General features: G+C 46.1%; 19 protein-coding genes and 1 pseudogene. 13 read left to right on the top strand and 7 right to left on the bottom strand.

Annotation, left to right across the window (positions count from 1 at the left end):
* From QT984_RS08470 to QT984_RS08430, 9 genes and pseudogenes are all read left to right on the top strand, one after another.
* A pseudogene (locus QT984_RS08470) lies at positions 1 to 428 on the top strand (ATP-binding cassette domain-containing protein); the annotation flags it as partial.
* Positions 429 to 468: 40 nt separating this feature from the next.
* Positions 469 to 1269, top strand: coding sequence for an ABC transporter permease (locus tag QT984_RS08465; RefSeq protein ID WP_333052732.1), 801 nt, complete (start codon positions 469 to 471; stop codon positions 1267 to 1269).
* A 114-nt stretch (positions 1270 to 1383) separates the two neighbouring features.
* Entirely contained in the window at positions 1384 to 2286 is a 903-nt protein-coding gene (locus QT984_RS08460; RefSeq protein ID WP_333052731.1) for an Rpn family recombination-promoting nuclease/putative transposase, read from the top strand.
* Between the two features lie 44 nt (positions 2287 to 2330).
* Positions 2331 to 4361 carry a Gldg family protein gene (locus tag QT984_RS08455; protein WP_333052730.1) on the top strand — a complete coding sequence of 677 codons (2031 nt, stop codon included), beginning with the start codon at positions 2331 to 2333 and terminating at the stop codon, positions 4359 to 4361.
* A gap of 40 nt (positions 4362 to 4401) precedes the next feature.
* Positions 4402 to 5133 (top strand): DUF4340 domain-containing protein, encoded by a 732-nt coding sequence (locus tag QT984_RS08450; protein WP_333052729.1) that lies wholly within the window; start codon positions 4402 to 4404, stop codon positions 5131 to 5133.
* 255 nt (positions 5134 to 5388) lie between these two features.
* Complete coding sequence (locus tag QT984_RS08445) at positions 5389 to 6519, top strand: ABC transporter ATP-binding protein (RefSeq protein WP_333210519.1); 1131 nt, start codon at positions 5389 to 5391, stop codon at positions 6517 to 6519.
* Positions 6520 to 6691: 172 nt separating this feature from the next.
* Positions 6692 to 7822 carry a spermidine/putrescine ABC transporter substrate-binding protein gene (locus tag QT984_RS08440; RefSeq protein WP_333052727.1) on the top strand — a complete coding sequence of 377 codons (1131 nt, stop codon included), beginning with the start codon at positions 6692 to 6694 and terminating at the stop codon, positions 7820 to 7822.
* Positions 7823 to 8050: 228 nt separating this feature from the next.
* Positions 8051 to 8962 (top strand): ABC transporter permease, encoded by a 912-nt coding sequence (locus tag QT984_RS08435; RefSeq protein WP_333052726.1) that lies wholly within the window; start codon positions 8051 to 8053, stop codon positions 8960 to 8962.
* 137 nt (positions 8963 to 9099) lie between these two features.
* A complete protein-coding gene (locus QT984_RS08430) occupies positions 9100 to 9945 on the top strand; it encodes an ABC transporter permease (protein ID WP_333210517.1) in 846 nt (281 codons plus the stop codon).
* Positions 9946 to 10059: 114 nt separating this feature from the next.
* Here QT984_RS08430 and QT984_RS08425 read toward each other — a convergent pair whose 3' ends face one another.
* Positions 10060 to 10878 (bottom strand): fatty acid desaturase, encoded by an 819-nt coding sequence (locus QT984_RS08425; protein WP_333052724.1) that lies wholly within the window; start codon positions 10876 to 10878, stop codon positions 10060 to 10062.
* Between the two features lie 485 nt (positions 10879 to 11363).
* Positions 11364 to 12176, bottom strand: coding sequence for an acyl-CoA desaturase (locus QT984_RS08420; RefSeq protein ID WP_333210514.1), 813 nt, complete (start codon positions 12174 to 12176; stop codon positions 11364 to 11366).
* A gap of 80 nt (positions 12177 to 12256) precedes the next feature.
* Here QT984_RS08420 and QT984_RS08415 point away from each other — a divergent pair, with 80 nt between their 5' ends.
* Entirely contained in the window at positions 12257 to 13495 is a 1239-nt protein-coding gene (locus tag QT984_RS08415) for a methionine gamma-lyase family protein (protein WP_333373794.1), read from the top strand.
* A 346-nt stretch (positions 13496 to 13841) separates the two neighbouring features.
* Here QT984_RS08415 and QT984_RS08410 read toward each other — a convergent pair whose 3' ends face one another.
* Positions 13842 to 14474, bottom strand: coding sequence for a Vat family streptogramin A O-acetyltransferase (locus QT984_RS08410; RefSeq protein ID WP_333274695.1), 633 nt, complete (start codon positions 14472 to 14474; stop codon positions 13842 to 13844).
* A gap of 336 nt (positions 14475 to 14810) precedes the next feature.
* Between QT984_RS08410 and QT984_RS08405 the strand changes: the two genes are divergently transcribed.
* Both QT984_RS08405 and QT984_RS08400 read left to right on the top strand, forming a co-directional pair.
* Positions 14811 to 15272 carry a GNAT family N-acetyltransferase gene (locus tag QT984_RS08405; RefSeq protein WP_333052719.1) on the top strand — a complete coding sequence of 154 codons (462 nt, stop codon included), beginning with the start codon at positions 14811 to 14813 and terminating at the stop codon, positions 15270 to 15272.
* A gap of 49 nt (positions 15273 to 15321) precedes the next feature.
* Positions 15322 to 15693, top strand: coding sequence for a DUF2237 family protein (locus QT984_RS08400; protein ID WP_333052718.1), 372 nt, complete (start codon positions 15322 to 15324; stop codon positions 15691 to 15693).
* Positions 15694 to 15808: 115 nt separating this feature from the next.
* Here the strand turns inward: QT984_RS08400 and QT984_RS08395 are convergent, their stop codons facing one another.
* Positions 15809 to 16621 (bottom strand): leucine-rich repeat domain-containing protein, encoded by an 813-nt coding sequence (locus tag QT984_RS08395; protein WP_333373791.1) that lies wholly within the window; start codon positions 16619 to 16621, stop codon positions 15809 to 15811.
* 181 nt (positions 16622 to 16802) lie between these two features.
* Positions 16803 to 18002, bottom strand: a complete 1200-nt coding sequence (locus QT984_RS08390) for a Coenzyme F420 hydrogenase/dehydrogenase, beta subunit C-terminal domain (RefSeq protein ID WP_333147617.1) — start codon at positions 18000 to 18002, stop codon at positions 16803 to 16805.
* 396 nt (positions 18003 to 18398) lie between these two features.
* On the opposite strand from QT984_RS08390, the gene QT984_RS08385 reads away from it, so the two are divergent.
* Positions 18399 to 18959, top strand: a complete 561-nt coding sequence (locus tag QT984_RS08385; RefSeq protein WP_333274686.1) for a hypothetical protein — start codon at positions 18399 to 18401, stop codon at positions 18957 to 18959.
* Positions 18960 to 19159: 200 nt separating this feature from the next.
* Here the strand turns inward: QT984_RS08385 and QT984_RS08380 are convergent, their stop codons facing one another.
* Together QT984_RS08380 and QT984_RS08375 are read right to left on the bottom strand one after the other, a co-directional pair.
* The gene (locus QT984_RS08380; protein ID WP_333210490.1) at positions 19160 to 19381 is read right to left on the bottom strand and encodes a hypothetical protein; all 222 of its coding nucleotides are present in this window, start codon (positions 19379 to 19381) and stop codon (positions 19160 to 19162) included.
* 184 nt (positions 19382 to 19565) lie between these two features.
* A complete protein-coding gene (locus QT984_RS08375) occupies positions 19566 to 21032 on the bottom strand; it encodes a DEAD/DEAH box helicase (RefSeq protein ID WP_333052713.1) in 1467 nt (488 codons plus the stop codon).
* Positions 21033 to 22054 lie beyond the last annotated feature (1022 nt).

Raw genomic sequence — 22054 nt, 5'->3', positions numbered from 1 at the left:
TTTCTCCACTAGAACCTGAACCGATTGTAGATGCACCAAAGTCGATCGAACTTTCTCCACTAGAACCTGAACCGATTGTAGATGCACCAAAGTCGATCGAACTTTCTCCACTAGAACCTGAACCGATTTTAGATGCACCAAAGTCGATCGAACTTTCTCCACTAGAACCTGAACCGATTTTAGATGCACCAAAGTCGATCGAACTTTCTCCACTAGAACCTGAACCGATTTTAGATGCACCAAAGTCGATCGAACGTTCTCAACCAGAATCCCAACCAGTTGTAAAAAATCGGCCAATTAAAAAAAAGCCACAACCGAGTAGCGATTCTCCGCCCGAACAGCCACCTGTTACCAAAAAGCGACCAATAGAAAGAAAAAAACAGGATAGCGACAGCAGTGAAACACCACCCGCAGGCGACTCAGAATGAACCAATTACCAATGCCCAATTACCCATTCCCAATTCCTAAATGTTAGTAATGATTAGTAATATTGTCGCAATTTACCGCAAAGAACTACAAAGCTATTTTGCATCGCCATTAGCCTATGCCATCGCAGCAGTCTTTTGGCTAATCACCGGCTACTTTTTAATAGCCATCCTCCTCGCCCCCGACGGGTTAATTCCCCAAATCGGCCAGCGAGACCAAATGGGAATTACCGAACCTCCCATCGACGTAGCCTACGAATTCCTGCAACTCTTCCTGCGAATCATGGGTTCCCTTTCCTTGTTCGTACTACCCGTACTCTCAATGGGACTTTACGCAGAAGAACGCAAACGTGGAACCTTAGAACTATTAGCCACATCGCCCTTAACAAACTGGGCAGTTGCTACCGGCAAACTCCTGGGAGTTTTAACATTTTATACCACAATGTTGCTGCCCCTGCTGTTCTGCGAGGCGATCGCCCTCAGTTCCTCAACCCCACCCGTACCCCCCGGAGTTCTTCTGCTAGGACACGGCGGCTTAATCTTACTAGCAGCAGGAGTATTGTCCCTCGGAATGTTTATTTCCTCCCTCACCGACAGCACAATTTTATCAGCCATCCTCACCTTCACTCTAGTATTATTTCTCTGGGTGATCGATGCAGTCGCCGTCAGTATCGGTGGCCCCTTCGGAACAGCATTAGGACATTTGTCGCTCCTAACAAATTACACCAATCTTGTCAAGGGAGTTTTCGATACCAGCAGTTTAATTATGTTTGCCAGTTACATCATTTTAGGAGTATTTCTGACCGCCCAATCCATCGATGCCTTGCGATATCAGCGTTCTTAAAAACACTAGACAAGGCAGAGACAGAGAAGGTTATTTTTGCCAAAGTAAAGAGAAGTAAAGAGCAAAGGGAAGGTTATTTTTCCCTGTTAATCATTCTACAAAATACCTCAAACAATGAGATTTATCAATCCCAAAATCGACTTTGCGTTCAAAAAAATATTCGGTTCCAGCGACAGCAAAGACATCCTGATTAATTTTTTAAACGCCATCCTTTATGAAGCACAGCCGGTCATCGAAGACTTAGAAATAATCGAATCCCAACCAGAACCTCAAACTCTCGCAACCCAAGACACACACCTAGATGTCAAAGCCACAATTAACGGCGGCAGAATCGCCCTAGTTGAAATTCAACTGATCAACGTGCCTTCCTTTGGGAACAGAGTTTTGTACAACGCTGCCAAAAGCTACAGCCAACAATTAACAGGAAAAGAGCGCTACGAAAGACTAAAAACAGTAATTTCCTTAAAAATTGCCGACTTTGAAATGTTTGAAAATCAGCCGGAATTTATGTCACGGTTTGTTTTCAAAGAAAAAGAGCAACAGTTTGAGTGTCCAGATACTCAAATAGAATTAGTATTTATCGAACTGCCAAAATTTAGCAAGGAATTAGCAGAATTAGAAACAACGGCAGATCAATGGATTTACTTTCTCGAAAAGACCAGCACTCTGGAGACAGTACCAGAAACACTCAGTGCAGTTCCCGAAATTCAGAAAGCTTTTAGAATTGCCAGCGAGGCAAACTTCACTCAGGAAGAATTAAATGAATTGCAGAAGCAAGAACTGTGGATTCAAGACCAGCAGATTGCCATAGATGTAGCAAGAGAACAGGTGACAAAAGCCGCTCAACTCTCGTTAATATTGCGTCAGCTAGTGAAGCGATTAGGCACAATACAACCGGAAACTGAAAACAGCATCCGTCAATTAGGTATACAGGAATTAGAAGAACTAGGAGATGCCGTGATCGATTTCAACAAGCCATCCGATTTAACAGCATGGTTGCAGGCTAATGCGATATAGAATAACATCCTTCAACCATAATTTTGTCACTCAATATTTACATTATGAAAATTAGGAAAACAAATTGGAAATACGTTTTTTTGCTGGGCCCCCTCCTCATCGCAGCGGGTGTAACAGCAGCACTTGTATCTGGAGTATGGGACCCGCTGACAGTCGGTTTAGTTATTGCCGGAGCAGTGACGATCGCCCTTTGGCTGCTATATTTGAGTTACGAACAAAGCTTTTGGGGGCAGCGTTCCACCCAAGCCAGCACCAACGCCCTGATTGCTACCCTCGCCGTCTTTGTGATACTCGGAGTAATTAACTTCATAGCCGTTCGCTATCCCGTCCGCATCGACTTAACCGAAAGCCAACAATTTACCCTTGCGCCGCAGACTCAACAAATACTGCGAAACCTGCAACAAACAGTCAAAGTTTGGGTATTTGACCCCATCCAAAATCCCCAAATTAAAGAATTGCTGCAAAGCTACAAACGCGAGGGAGGCGAAAAGTTCCAATTCGAGTTTGTTGACCCGCAGACCCAACCTGGAAAAGCGCGGGAATTTAGTATTACTAGCATCGGAGAAGTTTACCTGCAATCCGGCGACAGAAAACAGGTACTGCAAAAAGGTGGCACCGCTTTTGGTAGCGACCCAAATCAAGGTCTTTCAGAGATAAAACTTACCAATGGCTTAGAAGAAATCCTGAGCACTCGCGTTGCTAGAGTTTACTTTTTGCAAGGCAAAGGAGCCCGCCCGCTACAGGAAGGTCAAGGCGGAATTCAGCAAGCTGAAAAAGCTTTGAAAGATAAATACTACAACGTCCAAACCCTGAATTTGACCGAACGCAAAGAAGTGCCAGAAGATGCAGATGCTTTAATCGTTCCCGGCCAGGACAAACCGTTTTCCGATACAGAAATTAAAGCACTAAGAGCTTATCTCGATCGCGGCGGCAGTTTATTGTTAATGGTAGACCCGGCAATTGATACGGGATTGGGCAAATTGCTGGAAGAATGGGGCGTAAAACTAGACGCCCGTTTGGCCATCGATGCTTCGGGCACTGGTCAAAGATTTGGGCTGGGCCCCACGGTTCCCACAGTCAGGCGCTACGGCGAACATCCGATTACTCAAAGTTTTGGCAACGGCATTTCATTTTATCCGTTTGCGCGTGCTTTGGAAAACTCGCCAGTAGAAGGGATAGAGGCAAAACCGCTGATTTGGACGAGTCAGGAAAGTTGGGCGGAAAGCGATTTAACGACTAAGAAATTGGAGTTCGATCAGAAGACCGATAAACAAGGCCCGCTATTATTAGGTGTAGCTTTAGTTCGATCGACCACTGACAGCACTCCCTCAAAGCCCTCACCTTCACCAACACCTACTTCACCCTCGCCTTCACCCCAAGCATCACCGACAGATTCCCCATCGCCGATAGATTCACCCTCACCGACAATTTCCCCATCGCCGACAGATTCACCCTCACCGATAGATTCACCCTCACCGACAATTTCCCCATCGCCGACAGATTCACCATCGCCGACAGATTTACCATCGCCGATAGATTCACCATCGCCGACAGATTCACCCTCACCGATAGATTCACCCTCACCGACAATTTCCCCATCGCCGACAGATTCCCCATCGCCGACAGATTCACCATCGCCGACAACTTCGCCAACAGCTTCCCCAATCAGCTATTCGGTGATTGTCTCGCAAGAAGCAACGCCTCCAGCATTACCGACGACTTCGCCAACACCAGCAGCATCTCCCACAGCATCTCCCACAGCATCTCCCAGTCCAACCGCAACTCCTTCTGCGCCTTCAACTCCTAGAAAAACATCGCGAATGGTAGTAATTGGCACATCTCAATTTGTGACTAACGGTTGGTTTGACCAACAACTCAATAGCGACGTGTTTCTCAATTCAGTCAGTTGGTTGAGTAAACCAGACCAGCAAAGCTTTTCTATCAGTCCGAAAAAAGCTACTAACCGTCGCATTAACATGACGGCTATCCAAGTAGGATTGCTGGTTTTAGCTTGGCTAATTTGGCCTTTACTCGGACTGGGAATTGGGGGCGCTATCTGGTGGAAGAGAAGATAAGTTAGTTGACAGTTGACAGTTGTCAGTTGACAGTTGTCAGTTGTCAGTTGTTATTAATAACAGACTCCCCAATGCCCAATTCCCAATTCCCGATGCCCAATGCCCAATTCCCAATGCCCAATTCCCAGTTACTATGAAATTGCAGAAAAATACATTTGTATTGATAGCCGTCGCACTTAGCATGACTGGGTTGGTTGCTTTGTTCGAGATGCAAGTGGCTCCTAAACAGGAAGCTGCTAAGGAAGAACAACAGAAAATTTTTGCTTTTAACTCCGATCGCGTACAATTCTTTACAGTCAAAACTCCCGAAAAAATATTGACTTTTGAGCGAGTTTATGCTACAAAAGGAGGCAAGTCTAGCTGGGAAATGAAATTGCCAGTGCAAGCACACGCGAGTCAGGCATCGGTGGATTTTTTGCTAGACAGGCTGGCAACAGGAAAGAGCGATCGCACGATTAATACTACTGCTGCTCAACTGCCAGAATTCGGTCTAGACCAACCCCAAGCTACAGTCACAGTAAAACTGGACAACCAGGAAACTCACCGCCTAGTTTTAGGCAAAACAGACTTTAGCGGCCGCTTCTTGTACGCTCAAGCCAATCCGCCGGAAGCGCCCCCTCAAAATTCCGCCCAAAATTTGCCCGTGCTGCTAGTGCCTTTTGACTTTAAAAATGCCGTCCAACGACCTTTGTCAGAGTGGAAAAAAGCAGAAGCACCCAAAACAGAGAAACCGCAAAAACCCTCTCCCACGCCAAGTCCTGAGAATAAATAGATGCCCAGTTGATCTGAGATGTTGCACCATTCTCAATAAGGCTTTTATGAACAGGCAAGATGCCTGTTCCACAATAAAATTTACTCTTTGTGGAACAGGCATCTTGCCTGTTGCTGACAATGGTGCGCTCTGGGATAGAATTTAAAGAACAAATCCCAAAACCTGTTACATCCAACATTCCTCACCTAAAATACAGAAAAGTCTAAACTTAAACTGTATTTAAGTGGCGTGCATTACCCCCAGGAAAGGGCGAATATGTTTCAGACAGCACTCAACCAAGGTACGACAGCAACGGATACAGCGCTTGACGTTGAACTCCGCAAGGTCTTTAAGGTATTTAACGGCGAAACCGCAGTCCGCGGAGTTGACCTCAACATCCGCCAAGGAGAATTTTTTAGCATCCTCGGGCCCAGTGGCTGCGGCAAGACTACGACACTGCGCTTAATCGCTGGGTTCGAGACTCCCTCGGCGGGCGAATTGATGATTCGCGGCCAGTCGATGACCAACACTCCAGCTTACCGCCGTCCGGTAAATACTGTGTTTCAAAGCTATGCTTTGTTCGGACACATGAATGTCTGGGACAATATCGCTTTTGGATTGCGGATCAAAAAGCTGGGGAAAGCGGAAATTGAAGAACGGGTACGGGAAGTTTTGCAATTGGTGAAAATGGAATCTTTCGCCAACAGGTTTCCCGGTCAAATGTCGGGCGGCCAGCAGCAGCGGGTGGCTTTGGCGAGAGCTCTGGTAAATCGACCGGCGGTTTTGCTGTTGGACGAACCTCTGGGTGCTCTGGATTTGAAGTTGCGGAAGCAGATGCAGTTGGAACTGTCGAATTTGCATCAAGAATTGGGTTTGACTTTTGTGATGGTGACTCACGACCAAGAAGAGGCGATGAGTCTGTCTGACCGGATTGCGGTGATGCACGAGGGCAGGATTGAGCAAATTGGCTCTCCTGAAGAAATTTATGAGTGTCCGCAGACGGCTTTTGTGGCGGATTTTATTGGCGATACGAATTTGTTTGCGGGTACGGTAGAATCGATCGACCGATCGACTATCACAGTTCGCACATCAGCCAATCTGAAAATCATCGTTCAGCAGTCGGATATGTGGAATGGTGTCACAGGCGACTCGGTTGTTGTCAGCGTTCGGCCGGAAAAAGTATATTTGAATCTCTACCAGCCGGAAGTGTCGGTCAACTGTTTTGAAGGGCGGCTCAAAAATACTATGTACATGGGCACGCACGTTCATTACGTCGTTGAGTTGGCTTCGGGCGATAAAATTACAGTGCGCCAGCCAAATACTGGCGGTTCTTTCCCAGACCCGCACACGCCGATTTACGCTTACTGGGGAACTACTGATTGTCTCGCTTTGGGCGATCGGAATTAGTCAGTTGGCCGTTGGTAGTTGGTATCAGTCATTAGTCATTGGTTATTTGTTGGTGGTTGGTTATCCTAACAAATAACATAGAACAATTCCCAATTCCCAATTCCCAATTCCCCAATCTTCAATCTTCAATCTCCAAATCTAAAATCTAAAATCTAAAATCTAAAATCGAACTGTGCCTCCGACTAACTTACCAATTACCAGGATTTTCCCGGCTAATTCTACACGCCGTCAGTTCCTAAAAAATTCGGCGGCGACAATTTCCGGGTTAGCTGTTTCGAGTTGCGGCTGGCGACTTGCAGACGTGCAATCTGCTCCTCCCGTCCAAGGTTCTGCCGACCAACTTTTCATCTATACTTGGGCCGGCTATACCGATAACGCTTTGCTCGATCGCTTTGCCGAAAAAACAGGCATCCGCGTCATCGCAGATGTATTCGACTCCAATGAGTCGATGCTGGCGAGAGTTCAAGCCGGTGGCGCCCGCGCCTACAGCATCATTTACCCGTCTGACTACATGGTGATTCAGATGACGGAACTGGGGCTGTTGAGCCAATTAGACCACTCGATTTTGGGCGGACTCGATCGGCTAAAAAAACAGTTCCAAAACCCCGTCTATGACCCAGGAAACCGCTACAGCGTCCCTGTGAGTTGGGGAACCACAGGCTTAATTTACAACAGCGAACAGCTCAAAGAAGCTCCTGAAGATTGGGACTATTTGTGGAAGCACAAACAGGAGTTAGCAAGGCGAATGACGCTGGCAAATGATGTTCGAGAAGTTATGGGTGCTGCGTTGCGAATGTTGGGCTATTCTCTCAATTCTACGAACCCAGAGCAAGTGAAACAAGCTTATGAAAAGTTGGTTGAACTCAAACCGGCGATCGCATCTTTTACCACTGATGCTTGGCGGCCACAAATGCTGACGGGGGATTTGAAGGTAGCTATGTGTTATTCTTCTGATGCTAATGAGGTAATTCCAGATAATGACAAATTGCGCTATGTTGTGCCAAAAAGCGGTTCTTCTCTGTGGACTGACACTTTAGTAATTCCTAAAGGTGCTCCCAATCCAGAAGCAGCTTATAAGTGGATTAACTTTATGCTGCAAGCGGATGTCGCTGCTTCTTTAGTAGAACGGCTCAGTTTCTCAACTCCTTCGGAAGATGCTTTTAGTTTGCTGACGCCGGAAGTCCGCGAAAATGAAATTCTTTTCCCTTCTGAGGCAACTTTGAAAAATTGCGAAGGTGTTGCGCCGGTAGGAAAATTTATAGACGTGTACGATCGCTATTGGACTCAATTAACCAGCGGCTAATCTTATTTATTGCCATAAATTTCATGTAGATTTCGATTTACCGTGGGGTGGGGGCGGGTTTATGAGATTGTTTATTTTAGGCGATGATTGTAGGTGAACCCGCCCCTACATTACATTTCGATTTACCGTGGGGTGGGGGCGGGTTTATGAGATTGTTTATTTTAGGCGATTATTGTAGGTGAAACCCGCCCCTACAAATCAAAACTCAAAACTCAAAACTATTTATTTATGGCTGTTTCCACTCAAGCTCCCCCTCCTCTTCCTCCCGGTTCTCCCTCGAAGGCTGAAACTGTTTCTCGCTGGTCGGCGTGGGCTGGGCCACTGGCATTGCTGGGCCCTTCTGGCTTGTTGCTGCTTTTATTATTAGTCATACCAACTTTGGTGATTTTTCAGCTTAGTTTGGTTCCGAATATTAAGCCAGGAGATTTGGTGAATCCTTCGGGAATCGGCAATTACCTGCGAGTGTTTGAGCCGCTGAATTTACAGGTGATAGGTCGCTCGCTCTTTTTCGCAACGGGGACTACTATTCTGTGTTTGCTGCTGGGATTTCCAGTGGCTTACTGGATCGCCCTCAATGTGTCGAAAAAGTGGCGGAATTTAACTTTGTTAGGCTTTGTGTTGCCGCTGTGGACTTCTTCGCTGTTGCGATCGTATGCTTGGATTACAATTCTGCGTCCTACGGGGGTTCTCAACTCGCTGCTGGCACTTGTAGGCATTCCTCCTCTAGAATTGCTTAATCAAAGCTCCGCAGTTTTAATCGGCATGGCTTACAGTTATTTGCCTTATATCGTGACAATTCTCTACGCTTCTTTGGAAAAGTTAGACCGCAGGTTGCTAGAAGCATCTCAGGATTTGGGTGCGAACCCAGTGGAAACTTTCTGGAAAGTGACAGTACCTCAGACGATGCCCGGAATTGCTGCGGGTTCTTTGCTAGTATTTATTAGCTGTTTGGGCGATTTTGTCGATCCAGAGTTGCTCGGTGGAGCTTCGAGCATGACGGCGGCTCGTTTAATTTACAATCAATTTTTGGGGGCGACTCAAAATTGGGGTCTGGGTTCGGCTCTGAGTATGGTATTAATCTTTGCAGTGAGTATCGGAATTGCCCTTTTGCTCAAATATGGCGATCGTAATGCAATTTAAAGAAGTCATTAGTCAGTAGTTATTAGTCATTAGTTATTGGTTACTGGTTATTGGTAGCTACTCACAAATAACAACTGACAACAACCGATTACCAATTACCAATTACCAATTAATTACCAATTACCGATTACCGAGAAATGGAAAATACCCCCGAAAATACACAGGAGGACATACAAGCCGATATGTACTTAAAACCTAAATTTAAGGTTTCTTGGCAGGTAATATTTGCCGTTGTGATGTTTTTTTATATGTACCTGCCCATCCTGGTACTCACCTTTTACAGCTTTAACAAATCGCGTTTTAGCGCCGGCTGGGAAGGATTTACCTTAGATTGGTACGTTAAATTATTTAGCGATACGCGGATTTTAATTGCCCTGAGAAACAGTTTAACAGTGGCTGTTTGTGCAGTGGCAATCTCGGCGGTACTCGGCACTTTGATGGCGGTTGGTTTAGCCCGCTACCGCTTTCCAGGCAAGAGTTTATATCAGGGAGTCTCCTACTTGCCGATTATTATTCCAGATATTGCTACCGCAGTTGCTACTCTGGTATTTTTAGCAGCGCTGGCGATTCCTCTGAGTTTGTGGACGATTGTCGCCGCTCACGTTGTGTTTTGTCTGGCTTACATCGCCCTAGCTGTTTCTACTAGATTGGCCGATTTAAACCCGTATTTAGAAGAGGCTGCCTTGGATTTGGGTGCAACGCCTGTTGAAGCTTTTATTAAAGTTTTGCTCCCTCAATTAATACCCGGAATTGTTTCGGGTTGTCTCCTGTCTTTTGTCCTCAGCATGGACGATTTTTTGATTGCGAGTTTTACCGCAGGTAGCGGGACTACAACTCTGCCGATGGAAATTTTTAGCCGGATTCGGACTGGGGTGAAACCTGATATTAATGCTCTCAGCGTGCTGTTGATAGTAGGTTCGGGAGGATTGGCGTTTTTAGCGGAATATTTGCGCGGCCGGGGCGAGCAAAAACGGGCTAATTAGTCATAGGTTATTAGTAACCAAAAAACCCGGTTTCTTAAAGGAACCGGGTTTCTGAAGCGGTAAGGTGCGAAGTACCCACCCTACATTGGTTCTGCGTCTAGGACAGAATTGCTGCTATTTTGCTGCTGGTAATTTCACTTTAGTAGCCAAACCTAGTGCTTCCAAAACTTGAATTGTCATCCAAGTGAAGTCAATCTCCCACCATTCCATCCCGTGACGCGCAGAGTATTGATAAGCATGGTGGTTGTTGTGCCAGCCTTCGCCGTAAGTCAGGACAGCCACCCACCAACAGTTAGTAGAACTATCCTTTGTTTCGTAAGTGCGATAGCCAAATTTGTGAGTGGCGCTGTTAACAAACCAGGTGCAGTGATAAACGAAAACTAAGCGGACAAAAATTACCCAAACTACAAAGGGCCAGCCGGCTGCTAAGTAAAGCAACACGCCAAAGGCGATTTGAATTGGCAGAAAGTAATTTTGCAAAAACTGGTAAAAGGGGTCGCTCGAAATGTCTTTTGTGCAGCGGGGAATTTCAGCGTGAGCTGGACCTTTATATAGCATCCAGCCGAGGTGACTCCACCAAAAACCCTTTTGGGCATTGTGAGGGTCGAGCGCATTTTGGTCAGAGTGGGTGTGGTGCAATCTGTGCAGCCCAACCCAATCAATTATTCCTCCTTGACAGGCAAGGGCTCCGCAAAATGCTAGAAAGTATTCTACGAATTTTGGTGTCTGAAAACTGCGGTGGGTGAGCAGGCGATGCCATCCGAGAGTTATTCCCAAACCGCCGGTTATCCAGTGCATGAATACTGTTAAACCAACTGCTGTCCAATTGAAGTTACTGGGTAGCAGTGCGAACAAAGCGCCGATATGAAGTCCTGCTAAACTAATAACGTGCTTCCAATTGTATTGGAGTTTTTCTTGCGTTGCAATTGTCATTCTCTTTTTGATTTCTGATGAGATGCCGAGCTAGATTCACGCATAATAGTTGGGATTGAGCAGTGAACTTTTTTGCTGCACACTTGCCCAAACTAATAAAGAATCAATGATAGATTTGGGATTAGGATTGAAAAAAATTTACGGTTGTATAGCAATCCTAAATGATTCAGATAAATTGGTAGGGGTAGTGCTAAGAGTGCCTACCCCCTATCTATCGGGCAACCGGGCGTGGGATTACCCCTACAATAATTATGCAAATGATTTAGGATTGCTATATTCTGAAAATAAAAACTTTGGCTGCTAAACAAAATTTTTTGTTCCCAATTATATTATAACTGATTCGGGTTTGGGTTGGGTCGATCGCACCAGGGGATTCGATCTCTGTTCAACCCAACCTATACCGATCGCAAAAACAGGATTAGCCATTGGTCACAAGCTATTAGTCCAGAACTGATGAGCGACAACCAATGACTAATTGCCGATCGCTATTTTTCTGCTAATTTCACTTTGGTTGCCAAACCCAGCGATTGCAGCAATTGAATTGTCATCCAGGTGAAGTCGATTTCCCACCATTGGAGACCGTGGCGAGCCGAGTATTGAAAGGCGTGGTGGTTGTTGTGCCAGCCTTCGCCGTAGGTGAGCAGAGCCACCCACCAGCAGTTGGTCGAGCGATCGCCCGATTCGTAGGTGCGGTAGCCGAATTTGTGGGTAGCGCTGTTAACCAGCCAAGTGCAGTGGAACACCACCACGATCCGCAGAAACACGCCCCACACCACGAAAGACCAGCCGCCTAATAAATAAAGCAACACACCGAAGACGACTTGGATGGGGATAAAATATGCTTGGAGAAACTTGTATACTGGGTCGTCGCCGATGTCTTTAGTAAAGCGGGGGATTTCCACTCTGATCGGGAGATCCGAGAGCATCCAACCCATGTGGCTCCACCAGAAGCCTTGATTGGAATCGTGGGGATCTGTTTCCGTGTCGGAATGGATGTGGTGTAACCGGTGCATTCCTACCCAGTCGATCGGGCCACCTTCACAGGAAAGGGTACCGCAAATAACTAGAAAATACTCTAGCCATTTCGGTGTTTGAAAACTGCGGTGGGTGACGAGGCGGTGATATCCGAGAGTAATTCCTAAACCACCTGTTACCCAATGCAGGAAGAGTGCTAGCCCGACCGCAGACCAGCTAAAATTACCCGGCAGCAAAGCAAATAAAGCACCGATGTGCAGAAAGGCCATAAAGCCTATGACAGGCCAATCAGGAGAAGTTTTTTTGGAAGTTGCAATCGTCATGAATATATTATGTTTACAAACTAGGGGCCGCATCTACGCCATAATGAACAGCGCGCACGCAAAGGGTGAGCGAGGTATAGATGAATAGCGTTTCACGGCTACAGGAAGCAGAACAGGCACTCTTTCAGATTTTTTCTGGTATTGACACTACAGTCAAGCAAAATCTTCAACGAGTCTTAAAAGCTTTTCGCAGCCACCGGGTTGGAGTCCACCATTTTGCAGGGGTTACGGGTTACGGCCACGATGATTTGGGTCGGGAGACTTTGGACGGGGTGTTTGCCGAAGTGGTAGGGGCCCAGGCTGCGGCTGTCCGGGTACAGTTTGTTTCGGGTACTCACGCGATCGCCTGTGCTCTTTTTGGCATCCTGCGTCCTGGTGACGAAATGTTGGCAGTGGCTGGTTCTCCCTACGATACTTTAGAAGAAGTGATCGGCTTGCGGGGGCAAGGTCAAGGTTCACTGATCGAGTTTGGCATTAGTTACCGTGAGTTGCCTCTAACTCGCGAAGGAAGTTTGGATTGGCAGGCATTGAGCTCTACTATTTCAGCAAAGACTCGCCTGGTTTTTATCCAGCGCTCTTGCGGCTATTCTTGGCGGTCGAGTTTGTCTATTTCTGAGATTAAAAAAATCGTCGCGGTAGTCAAACATCAGAATCCTAACACAATTTGCTTTGTTGATAATTGTTACGGGGAGTTTGTCGAGGATTGCGAACCTACTGCTGTGGGTGCGGATCTAATGGCTGGTTCTTTAATCAAAAATCCGGGGGGTACGATCGTCCCTGCGGGCGGTTACGTGGCCGGGAGGGCTGATTTGGTGGAGGCTGCAACTTGTCGCTTGACGGCACCAGGAATCGGCAGCAGCGGCGGGGCGACTTTTGATTTGAATCGGTTGCTGTTTCAGGGTTTGTTTATGGCTCCCGGTTGTGTGGGGGAGGCGATGAAGGGAAATCATTTGACGGCTTATGTTTTTTATAAGTTGGGTTATCGAGTGAATCCTATGCCTTTGGCTAGAAGACGAGATGTGATTCAGGCGATCGAATTCGGTTCTGCTGATAAGTTAATTGCTTTTTGTCGGGCTGTTCAGCAAAATTCCCCCGTCGGTTCCTATTTAGATCCGGTGCCGGCTCCGATGCACGGGTATGAAAGTCAGTTAGTGATGGCTGGGGGTACTTTTATCGATGGGAGTACGTCGGAGTTTTCGGCTGACGGGCCTCTGCGGGAGCCTTACGTGGCTTTTTGTCAGGGGGGGACTCATTGGACTCATGTATCGATCGCCCTGGAGGATGCGATCGAGGCTGTGGGCCCAGCAAATAAGTCGTAGCGGTGCGGTACGGGGGTTCCCTGGGTTTGCATGGTGATTTTGGGGGATTTTTTGACCACGAATTTCTTCATGTGGTACCCCCCACGTGATTTATCCGTGGAATCAATCCAAAATCGCAAATCGAAAATCACTTATTGCCCCCGCATTTATCTCGCGCAAGTCAATCTAAAATCTAAAATCTAAAATCTAAAATCGATTGACTGCAGATGCAGGCTGATTGACGTTGATGAACGCAGATTAGAAGATGTATCCGGGATCGGCTGCTGGGAGTTGGTTCGCCGGCGCGATCGCGCCGGAACCTGTACTCAGCATCAGAGTTAAAATTAATATCGCTGTATTTGCGAGTTTACTCAGCTTTTTTGAGTGCTTGAATATCACCTTGCATAATCAAACTGACATTGCGGGAAATCTTGTCGATTTCCCAATCCCACCACCGTATTTCTAATAGTTGTGCAACCTCACCATCGCTAAAACGCTGTTTGATTGGATGGGCGGGATTTCCACCGACAACGGTGTAAGCGGGAATGTCTTTTACTACAACGGATTTGGCAGCAATGACGGCACCGTCGCCGATTTTGACTCCGGGCATAATCAGGGATTCATAGCCGATCCAAACATCATTGCCAATGACGGTATCGCCTTTACTTGGCAGTTCCATTAATAAATTCATGGCTGTTTCCCAACCATTCCCAAAAACCGGAAAAGGATAAGTTGAAATCCCGTCGAGTTTGTGATTTGCACCGTTCATTATGAATTTGACGTTGGTGGCGATCGCACAAAACTTGCCAATAATTAACCGATCGTTTCCGTAGTTATAAAGTACATTTCTTTCAAAGTTTTCTGGATCTATTGGATCGTCGTAATATGAGTAATCGCCGACGATAATGTTGGGGGATTTAATAAAGTTTTTGATGAAGCATACGCGCCGTTGGTCGGGCATCGGATATGGTCGGTTTGGATCGGGTCCAATTTCTGTCATAAGTTTCAATCCTTATTTGTTAAGCTACTGGATTAATGTAGTGTTAATTCGAGTCAGGTTTGCTTCTAAGGAATGAGAATTAAATAACTTCCACAAGTTTGTGGGATGGGCGTCCCGCCCGTCCCACAATAACAATTAAAATTGTAAGTTATTTAATTCGCGATCCTAATTCTTTAACATAGAGGATGAGAGTTTGTCAAGGGGTGGTAGAGAAATTTTGGGGCGATCGCCCTGCAAGAAATGAGACACAATGGTAAAAGCCAACATCCATCCGTGTTGCGAAGCGGTTAAAAATCCCAAATTAATATCAAAGAAGCGATCGCAGTGAGATAATTTATGAGAATACGAACCTACGAAATCGGTGATACCCAACAAATTGTAAAACTGTTTTACGACACCATACACGAAGTAAACATCCGCGATTACACACAAGCACAAGTAGATGCTTGGGCGCCAGCAGATATGGATATCGAAAGTTGGACTAAAAGTTTAAGCAGTAAATTTACTTTCGTAGCAGAAGAGGGTGAGAAAATTGCAGGTTTTGGGGAATTAGAAGCAAGCGGCCATATCGATCGCTTTTACTGTCATAAAAATTTTCAAAGACAAGGAGTTGGTAGGCTAATTTTAAAACAAATTGAGTCAAAAGCTAAAGAATTACGAATTAACAAGTTATTTACCGAAGCCAGCATTACAGCTAGACCTTTTTTTGAAAGCCAGGGATTTATGGTGATTAGAAAACAAGAAGTAGAACGGCGAGGACAAAAATTCATCAACTTTGCGATGGAAAAAAATATATAAACAACGATTTGTGTAAAATTAGATCGAAGAGTTTTACTCAGGAGTTGCGATGGTGACGGAAGCTACAAATGTGCTGGGCGGAAAGTTAGAGACTTGCTGCACTTCGCCAATGACAGGATATTATCGGGACGGCAAATGCAATACAGGTGGTGGTGACTTTGGGGCTCACACTGTTTGTGCTCAACTGACAGAAGAGTTTTTGCAATTCACTAAGTCGAATGGAAATGATTTGAGCACTCCGGTTCCCGAATTTAATTTCCCCGGTTTGAAGCCTGGGGATTGCTGGTGTTTGTGCGCTTCTCGCTGGAAGGAAGCAATGGATGCGGGATGTGCGCCGCTTGTGGTTTTGGGTGCGACTCACGCCCTGACTTTGGAATACGTTTCTTTGGATGAATTGAAGCAGCACGCTGCTGATTTGTAGGAAGGGAGGTGCGATCGCTTTTAGTCAATAAGGGCGATCGTCTTTTTCTGATGAATAGCAAATTTATCCTTCGTAACAGAAATATTTAAGTGCGATCGAACGTCACTGTAAAGTTTTATGGTTGAGCTTGTGGTTCCCACTTACAGATAGACTCTGGCTTGAGTGGGCAAGTTTTGGGGGCGATCGGATTTCCGCTGAGTTGTAACCAAGTCAGGTTAGTTAAGGATTGCAATGGTTTGATGTCATAGATTTGATTGTTTTCGAGATTGATCGCAGCCAGTTTAGTCAAAGATAGCAATGGTTTGATGTCGCTGATTTTATTATTGTTGAGGTCTAACCAAGTCAGTTTAGTCAAGGATGCTAGCGGTTTGATGTCGCTGATTTGATTGTTGCTGATGTCTAACCAAGTCAGGTTAGTCCAAGATGCCAGCGGTTTGATGTCGCTGATTTGATTGTTGTTGAGTTGGAGAGTAGTCAGTTTAGTCAAGGATGCTAGCGGTTTGATGTCGCTGATTTGATTGTTGCCGACGGAGAGTGTAATCAGGTTAGGCAAAGATGCTAGCGGTTTGATGTCACTGATTTGATTGTTACTAATGTGGAGTGTAATCAGGTTAGTCAAAGATTCTAAAGGTTTGATGTCGCTGATTTGATTACCCCAGAGGAAGAGTGCGGTGAGACTCGAAAGTTTCTGATTAGCCACATCGCACTCTCTAGTCCCTGCTTCCTTCAACAGCATCTCAACAGTATGTTTAGCTTCTGGAGTCAAAGAATCTTTTTCGCGACACCATTCAGCAAATGTTTTGTTTCCCGATCGCGTTTCTGCAGCCTTCGCCGACACTCCATTTCCAGATAATGCTAGAAGCCCACAACCAGTAAGTGCGATCGACCTTGGTAAATTGATATATTTCTGTGCCACTATAAGTGTCATAATCTTATATATCTAATTGAAAGTTAAAGCCATCTTGCACCACAAACACAACCAATAATTGATTCAGTCCTTTTCAAAGGACTTAAGCTTTGAGGCAGAGGTTTCAACCCCTGCCGGACTGAAGGAAAGAGGGCAATATCATGTCCCTGCAAAATACCTCTTAAAAACTCTCCGAATCACCTCACTCAGGCAACTTATACTGTCCCACAATCCGCTTAGCATATTCCGGCACATGAGCCTCTAATTTCTCAGGATAATTCCGCTTCACGTACAGATAATTGCGAGTGAAATGAGAATCAATCGAAAAACGGGCATATTCCAAACCCTTCGGCCCAATTCTCTCAATAAACACGCCCATTAACTTCGCCGCCCACATCGGCAAAGTCACTCCTTTTTCATAAGCCGGAATGCTTTGCTGAACCGCTTCTTTTCGGTTTCCCTTAGACATCACCGGCTGAGTATTTAACTGATCCGTTACCAAATCTAACATCTCTTGCCCGGTGTCATTTCGCACCACAATCCACTGCCAGCCAAAAGGTGCGCCCATGTAGCCGACAACTAAATCTGCTAAAGAATTCACATAATCAAAACAGCTCAAACAAGAAGGAGCAAAAACATCTTTCAATTCCTTAGTATTCAAGCCAAAAAACGGCACTTTTTCTTCCGAACCATCTTCGTGTTTGAAGTGAACGTTAAAGTCTTGCATAAACTCGTAAGAAACCACCGTTTCAGGAGAACGGCTAGTCGTGTCTAGGAATTTCTGCAAGCCTGCACGGCTGACATTATCAACGCAGGGAGTTCCCAAAACGTAGAGCTTTTCTAAACCGAGTTTTTTCTCGACTGTTCGCAAGGCTTGAATTTGACAGCCGACACCAATTACTAACAGCCGCTTCATCCCCGATTTTTCGATTTGTTCTAATACTGAAAGATTGGGAGAGAGTGTTGGTTTGTTGACTTTTGCTGCCAGAATTTCTTCGCGATTTCTAGCAATTATCGGCATCGGTTGAAAGCGGTCTTCTTTTGTATTTTGGACGCAAACAACGCCTTCTACAATTCCTTTTTCGAGCATTTCAATGGCAATTGTGCTGACGATTCCCGTCCATTGAGCACCCTCAATTGGTTCTTTTTTACGAGCCGCCATCATGTTTTGACTGACTCCGAAATACCAATCGTCGGGATTGTCGAGATTGCGCGATCGCCCGTGAATCTCTGCTTCTAATTCTGCAATATGCTGTGTTAAGAAAGCACAAGATTCCTTGACATAATGGATGTAATATGTATCGCACAAACCGCACTCGCTGCACAGTTCTTTAGCGGGGCGGCGGCTACCCGGTTTGAGGGCTTTGGATTTTTGGTGTTTAGTAGAATCTGTTGCGGTCATCTAAATTACTTATTTTATGCAGATATGGCTTTTGTTAGGATATCACAGCAATTTCCCTTGATTTACCTCCTTTATTCTTTCTTTCATTCCCCGCAGGCGGACGCAAGGTTGTGCGGGAGCAAATTCGGTTCGCCCGAAATTGGCGGTTTTCAAAACTTAAAAAATATTAGTCAGGACTTACCTAGCTGGCGCTAGAAACCCGGTTTCTTCCTGAACACCTCACTGTTAAACCTAAGATTTAGGGTAAAAACCGGGTTTCTTTGTGTAGTTTGGGTAAAAAAATTCGGTTTCAGATCATCGCAGTGCGTCGAGGAGTCTTTGTGTAAGTCCTATTAGTATCAATCCGGATCGAGGGGGCGATCGCGCGAATACATTGCCAAATAAAGCTATAAAAAAATGGTAAAAATGTTTGTGACAACAGCCGTCGCTGGCATCATGATGAATCTCGCAATTTCGAGCTTAGGATTTGCTGCTTTAGTTCGTCCTGTTCCCGCTATGAATCAAACTGTTGTGACTCTAGAAAGAATGCTCAGCGCGACACAAAAGCCGGCGGCGCTGAACTATTCGCGCCTGGGGATTGGCGGCGTTCGGTTGGGGATGGCTGTAGAAGAGGCAAAACGTAAGTTGGGAAAACCGCAGCGCGACGAAACTAAACCTGCTGGGCCTGGCATCGGTGGCAAGATTCGCACGCTAACTTACTCAGGATTGACGGTAGCAGCATGGGAGGGCAAAGTTTATTTAGTTTCTACTACCAATCCCAAGTTTCTGACAATGGATGGTGTGAAGCTAGGAGATAACAGCCAAAAAGTCGTTAAAACTTACGGTTACGGGTCGCAATCTGTTAAAAGTGGAGTGACTCGCTTGACTTACAGCAATGACCAAAAGGCTTCTAATTTGATTGTGGAAATTAAGGGCGATCGCGTGCAAAAAATTATTGTGAGCACACAGCTAAACTGAAATATTAAATAACAGTGCAAAAGTCCCGGTTCACAAGTTTGTAGTAAGGACTTTATTCCTTATTTATGAGGATTTTTAGCTCTTCGGTGAGTTGACAGGAGGGCTTTTTCCTCATGTACGCGCGTGCGTAGCTATCCCGTAGGGAATCGCCCGCGTCTCCTTAATCCTCTTCATCCTCATCCGACAATTTTGTCATTTCCTCAGCAATTAGTGTCTGAAAATCCTCTCCGCAGTGCACGTTCAGATGGATTGCAGAGAGGAAGGAACTCTGCTATAATTTCAGCTTTTTGTCGATCGCTCAAATCAGGTAACTGAAGCTGATAGATTAAAGCAATCACATTTTGACACTCCGTACCCAATTCATCAATTAACGTTCTCAGTGTAGAATTAGTTACAGAAATTGTCCGATCGCTAACTTGCATATTGACTTATGTTGTTTTGGAATAATTAAACCGCAGAGAGCGCAGAGGGCACAGAGGAAGAGAAGAGAGAGATGAATAATTCCGATCTCAACGGATTTGATATTACCCATAAAAAAAGTAGAGGTGCGATCGATCGCACCTCTACAATAATTCTAAATAAGGTGCACCGAGTGCACCCTACCAATTAGCGGTTCTGGGGAACAGGAGCACTCGGTGCTCCAGAAAAAGTCGTCTCACCAGTCTTAGCCCGCTTTTTGATCAAGATAGGCTTGACGCTGTTTTCTCCACCAATCGGGGGATCTTCTTGTTGAGCGTAATCAGCGCCCATCCAAGCAGGACGGCTTTGATCGAAAGCCATTTGCAAAGCAGCAGCGGCGATCGCGTGGGAGTCGTACTCCTCGGATAACTGAGACACCAGAGGCAAGAAAGATGCCATCCGTTCGCCAGCCAAAGCTTCGCGAACTTTACCCTGCATCTTTTCCAACTGACGTGCTTCAATTTGCGCCCGTGTCGGAATGTTTCGCACTGTCAAGCTCGATCGCACGTGGCGTTCAATCAAACGCAGTTTGCGGCGATCGACCGGTTGAATCAGCGTAATCGCCGTTCCTTCGCGACCAGCCCGGCCCGTGCGTCCGATCCGGTGAACGTAGCTTTCCACACTGTCGGGCAAATCGTAGTTAATCACGTGAGTCAAGTGATCCACGTCCAAACCCCGCGCCGCAATATCAGTCGCCACTACCCAGCGCACCTGACATTGGCGGAACCGATGCAACAAACGTTCCCGTTGTGCCTGATTCAAATTACCGTGATACTCATCAACGCTGTGACCTGCTGCTTGCAGTTGGCTGGTGAGTTCTGCTGCCGACTGCCGAGTCCGCACAAAAATCAGTGCAGATTCCGGGTCTTCCATTTCTAGGATTGGCTGTAGGGCTCTTGCCTTCGACCAGCCGCGGGGAATCATGTACACACCTTGGCTGATGCGCTTTGGCGTTGCTTTTGGCTGTTCTACGGTGACGTTGACTGGGTTACGCAAATGCCGCGCCACCAATTTCCGAATGGAAGGTTCCATCGTCGCCGAGAAAAATGCCGTTTGACGTTCTTTTGGTGCAGCATCCAAGATTTTTTCCACATCTTGGATAAAGCCCATGCTCAGCATTTCGTCAGCTTCATCCAAAACCAGCCATTGTACCTTGTCTAGTTTCAGGCTGCCGCGGCTGAGCATATCCAATATGCGTCCGGGTGTACCGACAACGACGTGCACGCCGCGCTTCAAACGCTGCATTTGACGATCGATCGATTGACCGCCGTACACTGTCAGAACTTGCAGAGAGCGACCCACTTTTACCGGGCCGTCGCTGCTGATGCCGCTCAAATCACGGATGGCTTCAGTTACTTGCATCGCCAATTCGCGAGTCGGCGTCAGCACCAGTGCTTGCACCGCAGTCACATCTAAATCAATCCGCTCCAAGATGGGCAACGAGAATGCTGCCGTTTTGCCTGTCCCTGTTTGGGCTTGACCCACAACGTCGCGACCTGCTAACAGGTGCGGAATTGCTTGTACTTGGATGGGAGTAGGTTCTGTAAAGCCTAGTGTTTCCAGATGGAGAACGAGTTCTTCCGAAAGACCTAAGCCTTCAAACAATAAATTCATTAATGCTCCTAATAACGAGTCTTAGCCTTCTAAGTTGCCCAACTCGGATGCGGATTTCTGCTCGGCGGCAGGAACTCATAAGAGTTCTTTATGGTGCTGCGCCTGCGCGCACCTTCTTAAATAGCAATCGAGTATAGGGCAGCTCCGTCGATGGTGACTAAATTTACCAATTCGACAGCCGTCTTTGATTTTGTGACATCACCGATACCAACCGCCAGGGGTCGGGTTATAGGCTTCCAACATTCTTAAAACAGGACATTGGACTTCCTTTGAGGTACTTGCAAGCTTTCCCTCTTAGGCATTTTATAGTGAGGATCATGACCAGCCCCACTTCACTACATAGTAGTAGTAACAGGTTGTTTGGTTCAGGCGCTATCCCGCAATCCGTCGCCTGCGGGATTGAGCAGGGGATGGGGCGACCGTCAGTCGATTTTAGATTTTAGATTTTAGATTTTAGATTGACTCCACAGATGAATCAGGGAGCTTTAACTTTCTTCTAAAATTTTTATCTCTCCACGACTTAAGCCGGAGGCTTGTATTCCTTTTTGGGCTACCGTTACCGCCTATCCATCTCAACACTCTTTCGGGATACCGTTGTGGTGTAAGGCGGACGGCGAAGCAATCTCAAATTATCCCCGCTTATTTCTGGCTTGTTATCATCATAACTCTTTACATTCAGAAACAAAACATTAAATTCGTTAAAATTCTCCGATCGTTCTGTAGAGATTACCGCACCCCTAGGGGGAGGGTCGATTGCCAGATAGGGGCTAAAAAAGTTTAGAACCCTTTGATACCTATCTTTGCACAATATTGTACAAACCGTTACTTTTGCTGCACAATCCGCTAATCATTTTTGGCTGGTGTCTGGTTTTTGTTCGCCTCACCGTCTCAGGCGACAGTTCCAGCAACACTTACACTTGACCTCGCCCAGCAGCGGATACAGTCCCACGTCAACTCATGAGGGTCGATCCCACAATTTTAGACAAAAGATCGAGCTCCCAGATCAGTCTGTGCAGTCAATC

It is taken from the genome of Microcoleus sp. Z1_B2 (assembly GCF_036700325.1).
Classification (GTDB): domain Bacteria; phylum Cyanobacteriota; class Cyanobacteriia; order Cyanobacteriales; family Microcoleaceae; genus Microcoleus.
The sequence above is the reverse complement of the archived record's forward strand: the minus strand, read 5'-3'. Positions and strand labels throughout refer to the sequence as shown.

What these genes read in the sequence shown, in the direction of transcription:
- QT984_RS08380 (WP_333210490.1), bottom strand. Translation starts at nt 19,381, where the DNA reads ATGCAAGTTAGCGATCGGACAATTTCTGTAACTAATTCTACACTGAGA.
- QT984_RS08430 (WP_333210517.1), top strand. Translation starts at nt 9,100, where the DNA reads ATGGAAAATACCCCCGAAAATACACAGGAGGACATACAAGCCGATATG.
- QT984_RS08395 (WP_333373791.1), bottom strand. Translation starts at nt 16,621, where the DNA reads ATGACACTTATAGTGGCACAGAAATATATCAATTTACCAAGGTCGATC.
- QT984_RS08425 (WP_333052724.1), bottom strand. Translation starts at nt 10,878, where the DNA reads ATGACAATTGCAACGCAAGAAAAACTCCAATACAATTGGAAGCACGTT.
- QT984_RS08375 (WP_333052713.1), bottom strand. Translation starts at nt 21,032, where the DNA reads ATGAATTTATTGTTTGAAGGCTTAGGTCTTTCGGAAGAACTCGTTCTC.
- QT984_RS08460 (WP_333052731.1), top strand. Translation starts at nt 1,384, where the DNA reads ATGAGATTTATCAATCCCAAAATCGACTTTGCGTTCAAAAAAATATTC.
- QT984_RS08400 (WP_333052718.1), top strand. Translation starts at nt 15,322, where the DNA reads ATGGTGACGGAAGCTACAAATGTGCTGGGCGGAAAGTTAGAGACTTGC.
- QT984_RS08445 (WP_333210519.1), top strand. Translation starts at nt 5,389, where the DNA reads ATGTTTCAGACAGCACTCAACCAAGGTACGACAGCAACGGATACAGCG.
- QT984_RS08405 (WP_333052719.1), top strand. Translation starts at nt 14,811, where the DNA reads ATGAGAATACGAACCTACGAAATCGGTGATACCCAACAAATTGTAAAA.
- QT984_RS08415 (WP_333373794.1), top strand. Translation starts at nt 12,257, where the DNA reads ATGAATAGCGTTTCACGGCTACAGGAAGCAGAACAGGCACTCTTTCAG.
- QT984_RS08465 (WP_333052732.1), top strand. Translation starts at nt 469, where the DNA reads ATGTTAGTAATGATTAGTAATATTGTCGCAATTTACCGCAAAGAACTA.
- QT984_RS08410 (WP_333274695.1), bottom strand. Translation starts at nt 14,474, where the DNA reads ATGACAGAAATTGGACCCGATCCAAACCGACCATATCCGATGCCCGAC.
- QT984_RS08435 (WP_333052726.1), top strand. Translation starts at nt 8,051, where the DNA reads ATGGCTGTTTCCACTCAAGCTCCCCCTCCTCTTCCTCCCGGTTCTCCC.
- QT984_RS08455 (WP_333052730.1), top strand. Translation starts at nt 2,331, where the DNA reads ATGAAAATTAGGAAAACAAATTGGAAATACGTTTTTTTGCTGGGCCCC.
- QT984_RS08385 (WP_333274686.1), top strand. Translation starts at nt 18,399, where the DNA reads ATGGTAAAAATGTTTGTGACAACAGCCGTCGCTGGCATCATGATGAAT.
- QT984_RS08390 (WP_333147617.1), bottom strand. Translation starts at nt 18,002, where the DNA reads ATGACCGCAACAGATTCTACTAAACACCAAAAATCCAAAGCCCTCAAA.
- QT984_RS08420 (WP_333210514.1), bottom strand. Translation starts at nt 12,176, where the DNA reads ATGACGATTGCAACTTCCAAAAAAACTTCTCCTGATTGGCCTGTCATA.